We start from the raw sequence: 15,247 nt of genomic DNA on the forward strand, positions 1-15,247 counted from the left end.
CGATCTCACGTCGGCAGCTTTTTCAATGGCCGAATGATCAGCGGCAAGCTTTGTTCAAAAGATTTTCATTGCTCTTTTATTCAATAGCTGTTATAACGTAAAAAACAAACCATAAAGGGGGATGGGGTGATGAAGATCGATCGGATTGATCATCTGGTCCTGACGGTCAAAGACATTGAAGCGACATGCGAATTTTACAGCCGTGTGTTGGGGATGGATGCGGTCACTTTTAGAGAAGGAAGAAAAGCGCTGACATTCGGCAGGCAAAAAATAAACCTCCACGAGGCCGGAAAAGAATTTGAGCCGAAGGCACAGCACCCGGTGCCCGGCTCCCTGGACCTGTGTTTCATCACAAATACAGGCATTGATGATGTGATCCGTCATCTGGAAGGGCTGTCCATTCAGATTGAAGAAGGCCCCGCAGAGCGGACGGGCGCTGAAGGACCGATCGTTTCGGTGTATATCAGAGATCCCGACGGAAATCTGGTTGAAATATCAAACGAACTTCGTGAGAACGTTTAACGCTCAGTTCGGCTGATGTGTTTGGCCGCTTCAATCATACTGTTTAAAATGTGGGTGCTGCTGCTGTTCAGCAGAACCTTTAAATAGCGGATTTCGCTGGAAAGCGGAGGAGCGGAGTTGATCGCTTCCAATCGGTTCACGATCTCCTGATTCATCCTTTTTTGTTCCTGAATCAGACTAAGAAGCTGGGAGGCGGATGAGGCGTGTACTTCCGATTTCTGTTTCATAACGCTCGCTCCTTTTCTTTGGCTTTGCCACATATTTTAAAGGGTTATAAAAAAAGAATCTATTCATAAAATCTAAAAAAATCAATTCGCGAAGTTTGACGCACGCCGATCGAATGAAAATGAAACCTAAAGGCCAAGATACACGTAAACTGAGTATAAGGTCACTGTACATTAGACTCACAAGAACGCTTTACATCGATAAGGAGTGTTTTGCATGACGAGAAACAACGCACTGATTTCTGCAATTTGTTATTTTAGCGTTTTTTTTTGCCCCGCTTATTTTGCCAATCGCTGCGTATTTTATAACAGATGATCAAGAAACGAAAAAGCATGCGATGCGTTCGCTTATTTCGCATATTATTCCGTTTATAAGCGTAGTCATATTGGCAGCAGGCGCGATCAGCGGTTCGCTTATCTTTAATGACGGCGGTTATTTGGCGGTCATTTTCATGGTCGGAGGTTTTGTTTTTTTCGGGATCATCAGCTTGATTATTGTGGTCTGGAACGTTGTTCAAGGGATTAAAATGCTAACTCAGGCCTAAAAGAAGGAGAACGGGGGAGCTTTTCATGAAGCATGAGAAAGAGCGAATTTTAAAATTGGTCGAGGAAGGAAAACTGTCTGCGAAAGAGGCGCTGATCCTGATCGAAAAACTTGAAGAAGACTACAGAGAAACGGAGAGCAAGGTGACAGCTCTGTCTGAAAATGTCATTGATGCGGAAGACTTCTACAGCGAAAAGAAAAAAGAACCGAAGCCTTCAATCGGTTCCAAACTGTTCGAATGGATTGATACCGCTGTAAAAAAAGTGAAAGAAGCAGACCTGGATTTGAATTTCGGGCACTCGTTCGAGGTTCAGCATATATTCCAGTTCAAAGACTCCGATTTTTCGACTCTGGATATTCAGCTTGCCAACGGCAGCGTCAACCTTGTACCATGGAACGATTCCGACATCAGAGTCGAATGCCAGGCAAAAGTGTACCGCGCCGAAAATCAGGATGAAGCAAGGCAGGCTTTTCTCCAGCATATCGACTGCGGTGTGGAAGGCGATAAGTTCACGATCCGCACGGAGAAAAAAACAATGAAGACCAACCTTACCGTCTATATACCGGACAAAGAGTACGGCAAAATCCGCTTTAAGCTGTTTAACGGCCCGGTCAGAGGGGAACATTTAAACGTAAAAGAGCTGTCCGCCAAAACGACGAACGGCGTGCTGTCGTTCTCTGCTCTCACGGCAGGAAAAGCTTCATTGGAAACTGCAAATGGGCAAATCAAACTCGCCGACCATACTTGCGGAGAGATTGAAGCGGAAACCATCAATGGATTGATCGATCTTAAAGGTTCATGCGATGCACTTGACCTGCAGAGCTTTAACGGTAATATTGCTGCAACAGTCAAAAATCCGCACTGCCGGACGGCATACGTGAAAACAACGACTGGAAGCGTAGAGCTGAATGTTCCCCGGGACTGCGCTGTGACAGCGGAGCTGAAAAGCAATCTCGGTTCTCTGTCTCATGATCTGTCAGATGCGGAAATTTTAAAAGAAAAAAACGAGACAATCCAGAAAGAAATGTATCTAAAAGCAAATCAAAATCATGATCATAGCATGACTGTTTTTTTGGAATCGAAGACAGGATCGATCCATTTAAACCATACACAGGAGTGATACAATGAAAAGGCTATTTCGATCCGAAACAGACAGAAAGATTGCCGGGGTCGTCGGGGGTCTTGCTGAGTATTTAAATATGGATGCGTCATTGCTGAGAATCATTACGGTTCTATTATTTATATTTTCGACCGGAGTTCCCGTTCTGCTGATTTATATTGTCTGGGTATTCCTAGTGCCGAATGAAGGGGACGTCGACAGATGATGAAATGGATCATAAACGTTCTTGTCAATGCCTTATTATTAATCGTTATTGCTGGTTACTTTGATTCGGTTCACGTCAGAAGCATCGGGGCAGCCATCACGGCAAGTTTGATTTTATCGATCTTAAATATGTTTGTGAAGCCGGTGCTGGTGATTTTGACGCTGCCTGTCACGGTGATTACGTTAGGTTTATTTTTGTTTATCATCAATGCGATTACTCTTTATATGACCGCATCCATTATGGGGGACAGTTTTGACCTGGACGGCTTTGGGACAGCCATTTTTGCGTCGATCGTCCTGTCGGTTTTCCACTTGCTCATTCAAAAAGCAATTATCGAACCAATGTCCAAAAAATAAGTTGAAGTCTGATGATTCATCAGGCTTCTTTTTTTTGCACGGATGTCTCTTTCATAAAAATGATCTGTAAAGGCAAAATACGAAAGGGAGGTAGACGATGAAAAAGTACAGAAATCGCCAAACCCTTTTGTTTCTGGCCGCAGTTTTACTTTTTGCCTTACAGATGCCGATATCGTCCGCGGCGGAAAAAGAGCACAGTCAGCTTGGTTCACCGGCCATCAGGCATACTTCTGTTGAACAAGTAAAAAAAGGAGACGACTTGTATTTTTCCGCGGAGGCGGCCGCTGACACGGTCATTCTGTATTACAAGCAGCATGCCGAATTGCCGTATCGGGGGATTCCGATGGAAGTAGAGCCGGGCAAACAGAACGGCTATATTGCCAAGTTGGAAAGCGAATCCATAGCATCCGACAAAGTCCAGTATTACATTGAGGCTCAGGCCGGTCGTTCCTCTGTGAAGACGGATGTGTATACTGTCGCCCTGAAAGGCGTACGTACGGATACACAAAAGCTTCCGGAGCTGTTGATCACGGAAATGGCTGTCGACACGTCAAACACCGGTGCAAAGGACGGCTATGAATTTATTGAAGTTTATAACAATACCAATAAAGCTGTTCATCTGAACAATTACAAAATGAAATACAGGCATCCTGAAAAGGGCAAGGAATCAGACACCGTCTGGCCTTTTGAACGCGATGATGTGACGATTCCTTCCGGTCAAACACACGTGTTTTGGGTGAAAAACCGCTCAAACGGACATTTGACGGAAGATGACTTCAATCAGCATTACGGTGTTCACCTTCGTGAAGGCAAAACGCTTTCTGTTCTCAAAGGGAGCGGCCTGGCGAATACGGCGCCGAGAGAGGTGATTATCTGCACAAACAGCGGGGAAGAGGTCGCATCCGCCCGTTATCAAAGCAAGCCGGATAAAACTGATGTCACTAAAAATAAAGCGCTTCTTTATCGATATCCGCTGGATGGAACGAAGCATATGAAAATGATATCGGCCGGGGAAGAAACACCGTCTCCTGGTTCGCTCCTGAAGGCGCAGGTTCCTTCACAGACGGTGACGGTCATGCCTGACAGAGAAAAGCCGGCGATCCATGATATGACGGATCATCAAGCGGTCAAACCGGGTGAAACGATTCAGCTCTTAGCTGACATGAAAGACAATCGGCAAGTGAAACAGGCGCAGTTTTTCTACCGTATGAATGATGATGAGCCGTTTACTGAAGTCCGTGTTGAAAAAAGCCGCAATGACGGTTTGTACCGCCACAATATCTATTTTGCCGAGCTCATTGGCAAAGAAAAAGTGGAATACTATATGCGGTCCGGCGATGGATCAAATGTTACGGTGACTGAAAAGAAAACGATACCGCTTGAACAGCGGATTTTAAAGGGGCTCAGGCTGAATGTAAGCGAAGGCGGAACCGTTTCCGGAAAAATGCTGTTGAAAGCCACAGCAGAAAAGCCGCCTTTTGAAACGACAATTCGGATTGACGGAATTGAACAAAAAAAAGGTGAATCAGCGCTTGAAAAAAAGGCCTACTTTGCATTCGATGTCAATCAAACAAATCTGTATTTTAAAAATGCTATAACGATCGGCAGAAGGGTTCAAAAAGTTTTTGACGATTCGCGCCGCCGGTATACGACCATTACGGTTCCGGTTTCTCCGGAGGAATTTAAAAAAGGAAAGCCGTTTGCGATTAAAGTTCGTTCAGGCACGAAGTCAACCCCATTTGAACAATCTGCAGAAGAAAACAGGGATGATTTTGTCCTCAAGAATCCCCGTCTTATCTTAGCGGATGGGACCATCATTCGCGATGAGCAGTACGACGATCCGAAAGCTGAGCTTCCGGCCGGCGACGGTCCAGGGGCGCGCGAATGGTATGAATTCCGTTTTTCGATTCCGGAAGCCAAGTTTACATCGCTTGCCAGTCAATGGCATACACGGGCCTGGGATGAAGGGCCGCACATCGTTGAAGCGGAGAATGGCGAAGAAAGGCTCATCCGCAGGGTGACGGTTGATAATACAGGCCCTGAGATCAAAACGTCATTAAAAGACGGCAGGACGTATAAAGGATCGTTTGAGATCAATGCGGTCGCACACGATAAATGGAGCGGTGTGAAAAGCATAAAAGCCGTTCTTGACGGCAAAAAAATAGCGCTTCCCTATTTTATATCTTCTGCCGGCCTGGATGCGGGAAAGCACGAACTGAAAATAAAAGCGGAGGACAGCGCCGGCAACCTGTCAATCGTGAAAAAGGCATTTTATATTAAAGAGGAAAAGCCGGACAAGCCAGCCCAGGTCAAAAATGCCCCCGGCAGCACACAAGCTAAGCTGGCCGTTCGCGTCAAGGACCCGACCAAAGATAAGATGAAAGTGTCATTCCATCAAGGGTTTCAGTACACTGTAAAAGACGAAGAGCACGTTGACGTGTCAGCGAACGAAAGCGGGACGGAACCTCCGCAAAGCTTTGCGGTCAGAGGGGAAAAGGCGATGACAAAAGAAGAGCGCAGCGGCATGTCCGCACCTGACGGAAAAGGTTTTGAAACGTCATCAACAACAAAGTTTCCGTACCATCGCTTTGATGTCAAAGTGGATGAAAATACGGGGCCGAACGACAAGGTGGAAGTGCGGTGGCGAGGCAGTTCGCTTCCCGGCAGAAAAGTCTCCATGTTCGCTTGGAATTGGACGAGCAAGAGGTGGGAGACGCTGACATTCCATGTTGCAAAGGATGAAAAACCTTTCACCCTCAAAGGAAGCATAAAAGCTGCCGATTATATCCGTCAATCCAAGGCGAGCATCATCATTCAGGATCAAATTCAGCTTTCGCAAAATGACTATACATTTGTGTGGATGTCTGATACGCAATATTATTCGGAAAGCTATCCGCACATTTTTGAACGTCAGGTCAAGTGGATCGCCGAACAAAAGGATAAGCTGAACATTCAGTACGTCTTTCATACGGGGGATCTTGTGGATGAAGCGGATCAGCCGCTGCAATGGAAGCGCGCCGACCAGTTCATGAAAGTTCTCGACGACCATCAAGTTCCATACGGCGTGCTGGCGGGCAATCACGATGTCAGCCATAAAGACCGGTCTTATTTGAAATTCGGCAGGTATTTCGGGGAAAGACGTTTTAAACAAAAACCGCATTACGGCGGGTCTTATCAGAATAACAAAGGGCATTACGATCTCATCTCCAGCGGGGGAAACGACTATATCATGGTATCGATGGGGTGGGGAATCGGAAAAAAAGAACTGCAGTGGATAGATGATGTTCTGAAACGCCATCCCGATCGAAAAGCGATTTTGTCATTTCACGAGTTTTTGCTTGTCAGCGGAAGCAGAAGTCCAATCGGGGAGAAAATATTTGAACAGATCATCAAGCGGAATCCGAATGTGATCGCTGTGTTGAGCGGCCACTATCACAGCTCCAACTTACAAGTCGACAGGCTTGATGATAACGGGGACGGCAAGCCGGATCGCAAGGTGTATCAAATGCTTGCCGACTATCAGGGCGGTCCTGAAGGAGGCCAAGGTTATTTAAGAATTCTTCATGTAGATCCGAAGCATGACACGATCCATGTCAAAACGTATTCGCCATATCTTGACGACTATAATTTTTATGATCCGCACCAATTCGGCCCGAAAGACGAGTTCAACATCAAAACGGATCTGAAACCACGGAAGAAAAAGGTTAAAACCGATTATTTTGAGCTGAATGTCTTTTCGAACAAGGAAATTGGGAAAGCAAAAACGGTGAAAAGCGGAAAGACGGCTTCAGTGACATGGAAGGATTTACAGCCGAACACAACCTATTTCTGGTACGCCGCAGCTTCTGACCATTACGGCGGCAAAAGCAGATCTCAGATGTGGAAATTGACGACAAAAGATGACGGCATGAAATCCTTTTTGATAGATCAAACCGCCGGGGTGGGCTCAGCTCTGTGGCAATTGTCGGGGAGCCCCCCGCCGGCCGGCATGAAGTTAAAGCAAGCGAAACTTGAGCCGTCAGGTATGAAAAATCCCCCAATTGCTGTAATCGGCTTTTGGCTGGCTGCGGTATTCATTTGTGAACGTAAAAAGCATTTGTTTTCCTAAGGGGAGCAAATGCTTTTTAGTTTGTCACATCTTTTTTCAGACGGGTTGCCGTGGCGGTTTGTTTTTTTCTGTAAAGCGATAAAATGCTGACAGAAGCGATGACGGCAAGGGAAAGGACGGCGGCTGTGAAGTAGAGGTTAAAAAACCCCGTTCCCACACTTTCATGGATCGCTTCGCTTATAATGTCCTTGACTTTTGGATCGGGAATCTGGCTGAGTGATTCGTTCAGACGCGCTACGTCCGACTCACCGCCTGTAAATTCTTTTATCGGCATCCCTGCATCATTCAGTTTTTGTTTGATATGTGTGCCGATATTTTCGTAGCCGGCCGTTATATATCCTGCATACAAAGCGGGCGCCAAGGTCATTCCCATCTGCCTGACGAGTGATAATGTGCCGAGCGCAGTCCCGTAATCCTGTTTTGCTGCCTCTGATACAAGCATATTTAACGGCGCGCCTAACAGAAAACCAAAACCGACCCCTGCGATAATGCTTGCCAAAACAAATTCCCACTTCTCTGTCACCCAGACGGATAAGAGTAAAAACCCGGCGAACGAAATGATTCCCGAGAGCCATGCCGCTTTTACCGGTCCTTTCCGATCGGCGAGCATTCCGCCGAGCCCTGCTCCTATTCCTGAAGCCAGCGCCAGAGGCGTCATCCAATACCCCGCTTTTTCAGGAGCGACATGCAAATATTGTTCCGCATATGCAGGAATGAAAATAACGGCTGCCAAGAGTCCGCCGGATAAAAATCCGATAAAAAGCGTCCATTGAAACACCTTGTTTTTTAATAAGCTGTAGGCAAGTATCGGGTCGCCGCCTTTCAGTTCTATGCGTTTTTCATAAAAGATGAGTCCTGCAAACAGCGCGCAGCCGATCAGAAGAAAACAGTAAACCTTTGGGTCGGACAGGACGGCAGACATGTGCTGTCCGTTTATATTCGTTATTCCGTACATCACAGCTAAAATCGCAAGAGACAGCAGCACAGTTCCGGCCAGATCGAGCGGCTTCTGTGTTCCGCCTTTTGTTTCTTTCATCAATGGAATGCTTAGAATGATCAGGACTGCGGCAATCGGAAGGTTGATCAAAAACAGCCAGTGCCAGCTTCCGGTCATATCCAAAATAAAGCTGCCGATATTCGGACCGAGCACTGCCGCGATGCCGTTCATCGCACCTAAAAGCCCCAGTGCGGTTCCCTGTTTTTCTTTAGGCAGCGCAGTGAGAATATGCGAGCTTCCGATAATAAAGATTCCGCCGCCGCCAAGCGACTGAATCAGCCTTGCCAATAAAAACATCGGGAAGTTTTGGCTCAATGCAACCAGCAGCGAACCGGCGCCAAACAGCAAGACTTCGATGATAAACAGCTTTTTGCGTCCATACCGGTCAGACAGCTTTCCGACGATCGGGACGCTGACTGCCAAACCGAGCGTATAAAGTGTGATGCCCCAAGCTCCCCATGAGGGGGATACTTGAAAAGAATCGTTGATTGTCGTCAGTGCGGCTGAAATGATGCCATTGTCTAAAGCAGCCATAAACACGCCGATCGTAAATAATAATACGGCCCACTTTTGGTTCACACCATATATCCTCCTTTTTTATTAATTTAAAATGAATAATTCACTTTGAGTGAACTATTTTAATCATCCTTAAAAAAACACGTTTTGTCAAAAGAAATTTTTCAACAAAAAAAGCTGCGCCGTTTTCCGGGCAGCTTGTCTATTCATCGTCAGCTTTTAACGCTTTTTCAAGAATGGTAAGGCCTTCATTCACTTTGGTTTTTTCCTGTTCGTTCAGTTTCTGGAGCGCCTTTTTGAGCTTTTCGTGGCCCTTTTTGTAAAGGCTTCGAAAAATCCCCTTTGCATCTTCGGTTAGTTCAACAACAATCGTTCTCCGGTCTTGCTCGGAATGTGTTCTTTTGATGAAGTTCGCTTGTTCAAGGCGGCTCAGCAGTCCGGTCATATTTGAAAGGGAAGCGCCCATTTTTTCAGCGATTTCAGAGACTTTCAGTGTGCCGTGGTTGTTCAGAAGCATTAAAACTTTCATTTGCGGCATGCTGAGATCGAGCTTCATCCATTCGGAGACATCCCCCAGGCCGGCAGCGGTCAGTACTTTCATATAAAGAACCCATGTCTCTTTTTCTTCCGGGGTCAAAATGTCTTCGTTCAGCACGGTGGTATCATGGATATTGTATTTCAACGGTTATTCACTTCCTTTTCGCGTTCCTCTTTACATACTACTGATTTTTCGCTTTGAAAGAAAGCCCGGGAAAAGAAGACTTCACCGAAGTGTCAAGGGGGGCCATTTTCAAAAAATGTTTTAGGTTCATTTTGAAAGTGATAGAATAAAGCTGAATGTCTAGTTCTTCATCTGAGAAGAGGAGGGTGCATCAATCGTGCCGAAAGTTCGAACAAAAGATGTGATGGATAAATTTAAGCTTGAGCTCATCAGCGGAGAAGAAGGGATCAACCGCCCGATTACGATGAGCGATTTATCAAGACCGGGCCTTGAAATGGCTGGTTATTTTACATACTATCCAAAAGAGAGGGTTCAGCTGCTTGGGAAGACCGAGATTACCTTTTTTGAAAAGCTTCCAGAGGAAGAAAAAAAGCAGCGGATGCTGTCGTTATGCACGGAAATTACACCGGCGATCATCCTTTCCCGTGATTTGCCGATTCCGCCTGAACTCATCGAGGCTTCCGAAGAAAACGGCGTGCCTGTGCTTCGATCCCCGTTAAAGACGACGCGCCTGACAAGCCGTCTGACGAATTTTCTTGAAAGCCAGCTGGCTCCGACAACTGCGATTCACGGCGTCCTCGTCGATGTTTACGGCGTCGGGGTGCTCATTATCGGAAAGAGCGGCGTTGGAAAAAGCGAAACGGCTTTGGAGCTTGTCAAAAGAGGCCATCGCCTTGTGGCGGATGACTGCGTTGAGATCAGACAGGAAGACCAGGATACATTGATCGGAAGCGCGCCTGAATTAATTGAGCATCTCCTGGAAATCAGAGGCCTTGGCATTATCAATGTCATGACGTTATTTGGCGCGGGGGCGGTCAGAAGCTTTAAGCGGATTACTCTTGTCATGAGTCTGGAGCTTTGGGAGCAAGGAAAGCAGTATGACCGCTTAGGGCTTGAAGAAGATACAATGAAAATTATTGATACAGACGTTCCGAAGCTGACAATTCCGGTTCGTCCGGGAAGAAATCTTGCCGTCATCATCGAAGTGGCCGCAATGAACTTCAGACTAAAGAGAATGGGTCTGAATGCCGCTGAGCAATTTACCCATAAGCTTGCGGATGTGATTGAAGATGGTGAGCTTGAAGAATAGGAGCTGACAATATGAATGAAACGATTGAACCTTTAAATCCGATTGCTTTTCACCTGGGGCCGATTGCTGTCCATTGGTACGGCATTATCATCGGCCTTGGCGCTTTGCTGGGCTTGTGGCTGGCGGTCAGGGAAGGCGAACGGAGGGGGCTGCATAAGGACACCTTTGTCGATTTGGTGCTTTTTGCGATCCCGATTGCAATTTTATGTGCAAGGGCATACTATGTCATTTTTCAATGGGGCTATTACAGTGAACACCCGGACCAGATTATTCAAATATGGAACGGCGGCCTTGCGATCCACGGCGGACTGATCGGCGCCGTACTGACGGGAATCATTTATGCGAAGGTCAAAGGGCTTTCGTTTTGGAAGCTGGCTGATATTGCTGCTCCAAGCATCCTGCTCGGTCAGGCGATCGGCCGCTGGGGAAACTTTATGAACCAGGAAGCGCACGGTGAGGCGGTGTCAAGAGCATTTTTAGAAAACCTCCACCTGCCTGATTTTATCATCAATCAAATGTACATCGACGGGCAGTACTACCAGCCTACCTTTTTGTATGAATCGCTGTGGAGCTTCACGGGAGTAGTCGTTCTGCTTCTTTTAAGAAAAGCGAATTTAAAGCGAGGCGAGCTGTTCTTAATCTATGTCATTTGGTATTCGATGGGACGCTACTATATCGAAGGCCTGAGAACGGACAGTCTGATGCTGACGGCGAACCTTCGCATCGCCCAGGTGATTTCAATCGTCCTGATCCTCAGTGCGGCTGCGCTGATAGCCTACAGACGTTTCAAAGGGCGAGAGATTAAACGGTATCAGGAGATGTAGCGATTTTACAAAGGGGAGACAGCAATGAAGGGAACTTTAAAAGCCGGCGCTGTGGCGGGACTGAAAACGACGTGGACACTCGGAAAAGTGATTTTTCCTGTCACGCTGATTGTCAGCCTGCTTCAGCACACACCGGTGATGGACTGGTTGATCAAACTGATCACGCCGGCGATGGGAATTTTCGGGTTGTCAGGGGAAGCGGCGATACCGCTTGTGCTCGGCAACATGCTGAACTTGTATGCCGGAATTGCGGGGATTTTAACGCTTGATTTGACAGTTAAAGAAGTGTTTATTTTAGCGGTGATGCTGTCGTTTTGCCACAATTTGATTATCGAATCGACCGTTGCATCAAGGGTCGGAATTAAAATATGGCTTATTTTGCTTGTGCGCATCGGCCTCGCCGTTTTTTCGGCCTTTATCATTAACCTTGTCTGGCACGGCGGTCAGGATGCGGCTAAATACGGCTTGATCTCTGCGAAAAGCGCCGCTCCTTCCGGCTGGCTTGAAATTGCGCTTGAAGCCGTCACCAAGGCGGGTCTTGGTGTCCTTCAGCTTGCAGCCATCGTGATACCGCTGATGATCATCATTCAATATATGAGAGACCTTGGCTGGCTGCATACTTTTTCAAAGTGGTTTGCACCGCTGACGAGAATGCTCGGCATGAAAGAGAACACCTCAATGACGATGGTTGCCGGGCTGACGATCGGCCTTGCATATGGGGCCGGCGTTATGATCAAAGCGGTCGAAGAAGACGGCGTCAGCAAAAGAGATGTAACGCTCGCGTTTATTTTTCTCGTTGCCTGTCACGCGGTTGTGGAAGACACATTGGTATTTATCCCGCTCGGCATTCCGGTCTGGCCTCTTTTGTTGATCAGGCTTGTAACCGCGATTCTGCTGACGATCGCGATTTCGCGCATCTGGAGAAAGCCGGGTTATTCCGTTCGCAGAAAGGAAGCTTTGTATGAAAGTTAATACAGTTTTATTTGATTTGGATGGAACGCTAATCAATACAAATGAGCTGATCATCGCCTCATTTTTGCACACGCTCGACCATTATGCACCGGGACGCTATAAACGGGAGGATGTCCTTGCTTTCATCGGACCTTCCCTTTATGAAACGTTCTCAAGCATTCAAAAGGATAAGGCTGAAGAAATGATCACCATGTACCGGACATTTAATCATCAGATGCATGATGAACTGGTAACAGAGTATGAGACGGTTTACGAGACGCTGGAACGTCTCGCGGAAGAAGGGTATAAGCTCGGGATTGTCACGACAAAGCTGCGGGACACCGTTATCATGGGGCTTAAACTGACGGGGCTTGATGCCTTTTTCGAGACGGTTGTGACGCTGGATGACGTCAAGCGGCCGAAGCCAGATCCCGAGCCTGTTTTGCTCGCCCTTTCCAAGCTTGGCAGCCGTCCGGAAGAAGCCATCATGATCGGTGATAATTACCACGATATATTAGCAGGGAAGAACGCCGGAACGAAAACAGCAGGCGTTGCGTGGACGATTAAAGGAGAAGAAAGCCTGGCTAAACACGAGCCTGATTTTATGCTCCAGCAAATGAGCGATCTCCTTCGCATTCTTGAGGTGGAGAAAGCTTGAGAAAAACGAAGCGCTATCCGGTGTCCGGCTCCAATTCCTTATGGCACATCTATCAGACGGTTCCATTTTTTAAAGTGGTCAAAAACTTTATCGTCATTCAGGCAGCGCGCTATACGCCGTTTCTTGGGATGAAAAATTGGATGTACCGGACGTTTTTGCGGATGAAAATCGGAGAGAAATGCTCATTTGCTTTAATGGTCATGCCGGATATCATGTTTCCTGAAAAGATCTCCGTCGGGCGTAACACCGTGATCGGCTACAATACGACCATTTTGGCGCACGAGTATTTAATAAAAGAATATCGGCTCGGCGAGGTTGTCATCGGCGATGAAGTCATGATCGGAGCCAATACGACGATCCTTCCAGGCGTCGAAATCGGAGACGGCGCCGTCATTTCCGCCGGTACGCTCGTTCATAAAGATGTGCCTCCGGGCGCTTTTGTCGGCGGCAATCCGATGCGGCTGATCTATACAAAAGAAGAAATGGAAAAAAGGTTGGAGACCCCCGCTGAATAAAGAACGGGGGCCTTTATTTGCAATCAAAGTTAAAATTCATGATTGTTCCTTTCCGTAATATGCTTCACACCGATCCACTTCTTTCCGACTTTTGAGTACCTTGTATTTGTCATCGTAACGGAACTTGTACTGCTGTCGGTTCTGAAGATGGCCTCTTTCATATTTGTAATCGTGCAGTTATCAATATTGACCACTGCCTTAAATGTCGAGCCTCCGAGCTGGCGAATGAATTTGCCTCCTTGATCCGCAGTGAAATTTTTCACGGTAAATGTACTCGCTTTATTAATCTGAAAGATTTTGTCCGCGGCAAGCCGGGCTGATCCTCCGTTAATCGTGACATTTCCTTCGCTTTTGACAGTCAGGGCATCTTCGCCGACATCTTCCCAAACAACATTGCTTATAGAAGCGTTACCATAAGTGTGAACACCGTCAGCAGCAGGAGCGCCAAGCACGACATTTTTGAGCGTCGCGCCATTCTCCACTTTGAAAATCGGTTTTTGATCTTCGCGCTGGCTTCCGTCCCCCAGCTCCGGACCTGCAATCAGCCGCTTGCCTTTCCCGTCATACGTTTGTCCTTTTTCGACTACGATCGTTTTGTGAACGACCTCGGCGGCCGAGGCTTTTTCGGGCAGAGCCTGTCCAAACCCGCAGACGAGCAAACCTGACAAAATAACCGTACCTGCTAATCTCTTCATCATTTTCATCCTCCTCATGAAATATTGTTCAAAACAGATTTGTCTCCCTTAGATGAAAGCAATTTCTGGTCCTTTTGCAATAAGATGAGACACCTATTTCGGTACTATCATATATGCGAGCTTGCTGAAATGTAAACGAAAAATGTGAATATTATGAAAATCAGTAAATTGAACACGTGCAATGAGGTTGTTTTCTGTATTTTGGATGTGATGAAAGGGGAAAGAGGCTTATTTTAATAGGGGTTGAAAGAACTAAAAAAGGCAGGGGTTAATCTGCCTTTTTAAGAGGCGATCACGATCGCCTGACTGCCCATTTGTGTCCATGATTTCTCAAAATTTTCTCTGTCTGTTTTTCTGTTTTTATATCCGTACGGATCATTCAAATAAACGTAATCCTCATCATAGCCTGTCACGGCAACACTGTGAACGCTGTACGTCACATCGATTTTACCTGACGGCGTATTCCATGTTTCCATATCGTTGACTGGACTGAAATGAACAGTGGTGATAACCCAAACCGGTCTTCCTTGATTCAGCTGTTCATATATTTTCTCCGGCTCACTTCCCGTCAAATCGACAGCTTTAGTACCTGCGTATGAATAGGCCAAATCGTAAATCGGGCCATGGTAGACACTCAGTCCGGGTCCGTTTTCCATATCTCCCACAAAGCCGTCGTTAGGATTTCCCTTTAAGCCGCTTTCGTAGTGCAGAGGCACTCTTTTCACCTCATTGGCAAGCTCATTTTTTGTGACATGATATCCGCTGTAGTTTAAGATCATCGCCAGGCTGGCGACTTCACAGCCGTTATAAAGCTTCGGCGAGTCCATTTGGTTGATCAGCGGGACGTCAAGCGGCTGATGTACTTCTTTATTGTCAGCAGCATTCTTATGGCTGCTGTGCAGCATTTCGGCTAACGGGCTTAACGCATCTTTAGAAAACAGTATAAGAACGGCGGTTATAAGAGCTGCTACGAAAAAAATTAAAAAAAGAGTTTTGAAAAATTTCATTCTGAGTCTCCTGTCTTCCCTTTGCTGGTTTGGTTAAGGCAAAGATTTGCAATTGTTTATATTATAACATCAAGATGTTCATTACATAAAAGTTATCATTTCCCATACGGTCCGGAGTCTATTTTAAGAGCGGCTGTTGATTTTGATTCTTTTATCTGTTAGCATATTATCATATTAGCGAACTAAAGGATTC

Annotated in this window: 15 protein-coding genes and 1 pseudogene; 11 read left to right on the forward strand and 5 right to left on the reverse strand. The window is 46.5% G+C overall.

The features are described from left to right. Positions 1–129: 129 nt before the first annotated feature. Positions 130–522: a VOC family protein gene (locus M1E03_RS03060; RefSeq protein ID WP_197197170.1), complete on the forward strand. Its 393-nt coding sequence runs from the start codon at positions 130–132 to the stop codon at positions 520–522. Here the strand turns inward: M1E03_RS03060 and M1E03_RS03065 are convergent. Beyond that, a complete protein-coding gene (locus M1E03_RS03065; RefSeq protein ID WP_026580162.1) occupies positions 519–749 on the reverse strand; it encodes a hypothetical protein in 231 nt (76 codons plus the stop codon). The genes M1E03_RS03060 and M1E03_RS03065 overlap by 4 nt on opposite strands. 214 nt (positions 750–963) lie before the next feature. Between M1E03_RS03065 and M1E03_RS03070 the strand changes: the two are divergent. The 5 genes and pseudogenes from M1E03_RS03070 (at position 964) to M1E03_RS03090 (ending at position 7,080) form a co-directional block, all read left to right on the forward strand. Next, positions 964–1,291 (forward strand): annotated as a pseudogene (locus M1E03_RS03070) (DUF4870 domain-containing protein). Between the two features lie 25 nt (positions 1,292–1,316). Beyond that, on the forward strand, positions 1,317–2,411 hold the full coding sequence (locus M1E03_RS03075; RefSeq protein WP_020453084.1) for a DUF4097 family beta strand repeat-containing protein: 1,095 nt from the start codon (positions 1,317–1,319) through the stop codon (positions 2,409–2,411). Positions 2,412–2,415: 4 nt separating this feature from the next. Further along, positions 2,416–2,616 carry a PspC domain-containing protein gene (locus tag M1E03_RS03080; RefSeq protein ID WP_020453083.1) on the forward strand — a complete coding sequence of 67 codons (201 nt, stop codon included), beginning with the start codon at positions 2,416–2,418 and terminating at the stop codon, positions 2,614–2,616. Further along, positions 2,613–2,972 (forward strand): phage holin family protein, encoded by a 360-nt coding sequence (locus M1E03_RS03085; protein WP_023856370.1) that lies wholly within the window; start codon positions 2,613–2,615, stop codon positions 2,970–2,972. Before M1E03_RS03080 ends, M1E03_RS03085 begins: the two co-directional genes overlap by 4 nt. A gap of 97 nt (positions 2,973–3,069) precedes the next feature. Further along, on the forward strand, positions 3,070–7,080 hold the full coding sequence (locus M1E03_RS03090; protein ID WP_458110664.1) for a metallophosphoesterase: 4,011 nt from the start codon (positions 3,070–3,072) through the stop codon (positions 7,078–7,080). A 16-nt stretch (positions 7,081–7,096) separates the two neighbouring features. Here M1E03_RS03090 and M1E03_RS03095 read toward each other — a convergent pair whose 3' ends face one another. Next, positions 7,097–8,611 carry an MFS transporter gene (locus M1E03_RS03095; protein WP_458110790.1) on the reverse strand — a complete coding sequence of 505 codons (1,515 nt, stop codon included), beginning with the start codon at positions 8,609–8,611 and terminating at the stop codon, positions 7,097–7,099. 184 nt (positions 8,612–8,795) lie between these two features. Next, the gene (locus M1E03_RS03100) at positions 8,796–9,275 is read right to left on the reverse strand and encodes a MarR family transcriptional regulator (protein ID WP_020453079.1); all 480 of its coding nucleotides are present in this window, start codon (positions 9,273–9,275) and stop codon (positions 8,796–8,798) included. A gap of 196 nt (positions 9,276–9,471) precedes the next feature. Between M1E03_RS03100 and hprK the strand changes: the two genes are divergently transcribed. From hprK to M1E03_RS03125, 5 genes are read left to right on the forward strand one after another with little or no spacing between them, the layout of a single operon-like run. Next, positions 9,472–10,404 (forward strand): HPr(Ser) kinase/phosphatase, encoded by a 933-nt coding sequence (gene hprK / locus M1E03_RS03105; protein ID WP_020453078.1) that lies wholly within the window; start codon positions 9,472–9,474, stop codon positions 10,402–10,404. Positions 10,405–10,415: 11 nt separating this feature from the next. Further along, positions 10,416–11,228: a prolipoprotein diacylglyceryl transferase gene (gene lgt, locus M1E03_RS03110; protein WP_020453077.1), complete on the forward strand. Its 813-nt coding sequence runs from the start codon at positions 10,416–10,418 to the stop codon at positions 11,226–11,228. A 24-nt stretch (positions 11,229–11,252) separates the two neighbouring features. Beyond that, complete coding sequence (locus tag M1E03_RS03115; RefSeq protein WP_075212703.1) at positions 11,253–12,200, forward strand: nucleoside recognition domain-containing protein; 948 nt, start codon at positions 11,253–11,255, stop codon at positions 12,198–12,200. Then, complete coding sequence (gene ppaX / locus M1E03_RS03120; RefSeq protein WP_025810719.1) at positions 12,190–12,837, forward strand: pyrophosphatase PpaX; 648 nt, start codon at positions 12,190–12,192, stop codon at positions 12,835–12,837. Before M1E03_RS03115 ends, ppaX begins: the two co-directional genes overlap by 11 nt. Continuing rightward, positions 12,834–13,352 (forward strand): acyltransferase, encoded by a 519-nt coding sequence (locus tag M1E03_RS03125; protein WP_023856365.1) that lies wholly within the window; start codon positions 12,834–12,836, stop codon positions 13,350–13,352. The genes ppaX and M1E03_RS03125 overlap by 4 nt, the downstream gene beginning before the upstream one ends. A gap of 29 nt (positions 13,353–13,381) precedes the next feature. On the opposite strand, the gene M1E03_RS03130 is transcribed toward M1E03_RS03125, so the two are convergent. Continuing rightward, entirely contained in the window at positions 13,382–14,050 is a 669-nt protein-coding gene (locus tag M1E03_RS03130) for a pectate lyase (RefSeq protein WP_020453073.1), read from the reverse strand. Positions 14,051–14,328: 278 nt separating this feature from the next. Continuing rightward, positions 14,329–15,054 (reverse strand): C39 family peptidase, encoded by a 726-nt coding sequence (locus M1E03_RS03135; RefSeq protein ID WP_214485295.1) that lies wholly within the window; start codon positions 15,052–15,054, stop codon positions 14,329–14,331. Positions 15,055–15,247: the final 193 nt, after the last annotated feature.

Source organism: Bacillus sp. PK6-013 (assembly GCF_054161445.1).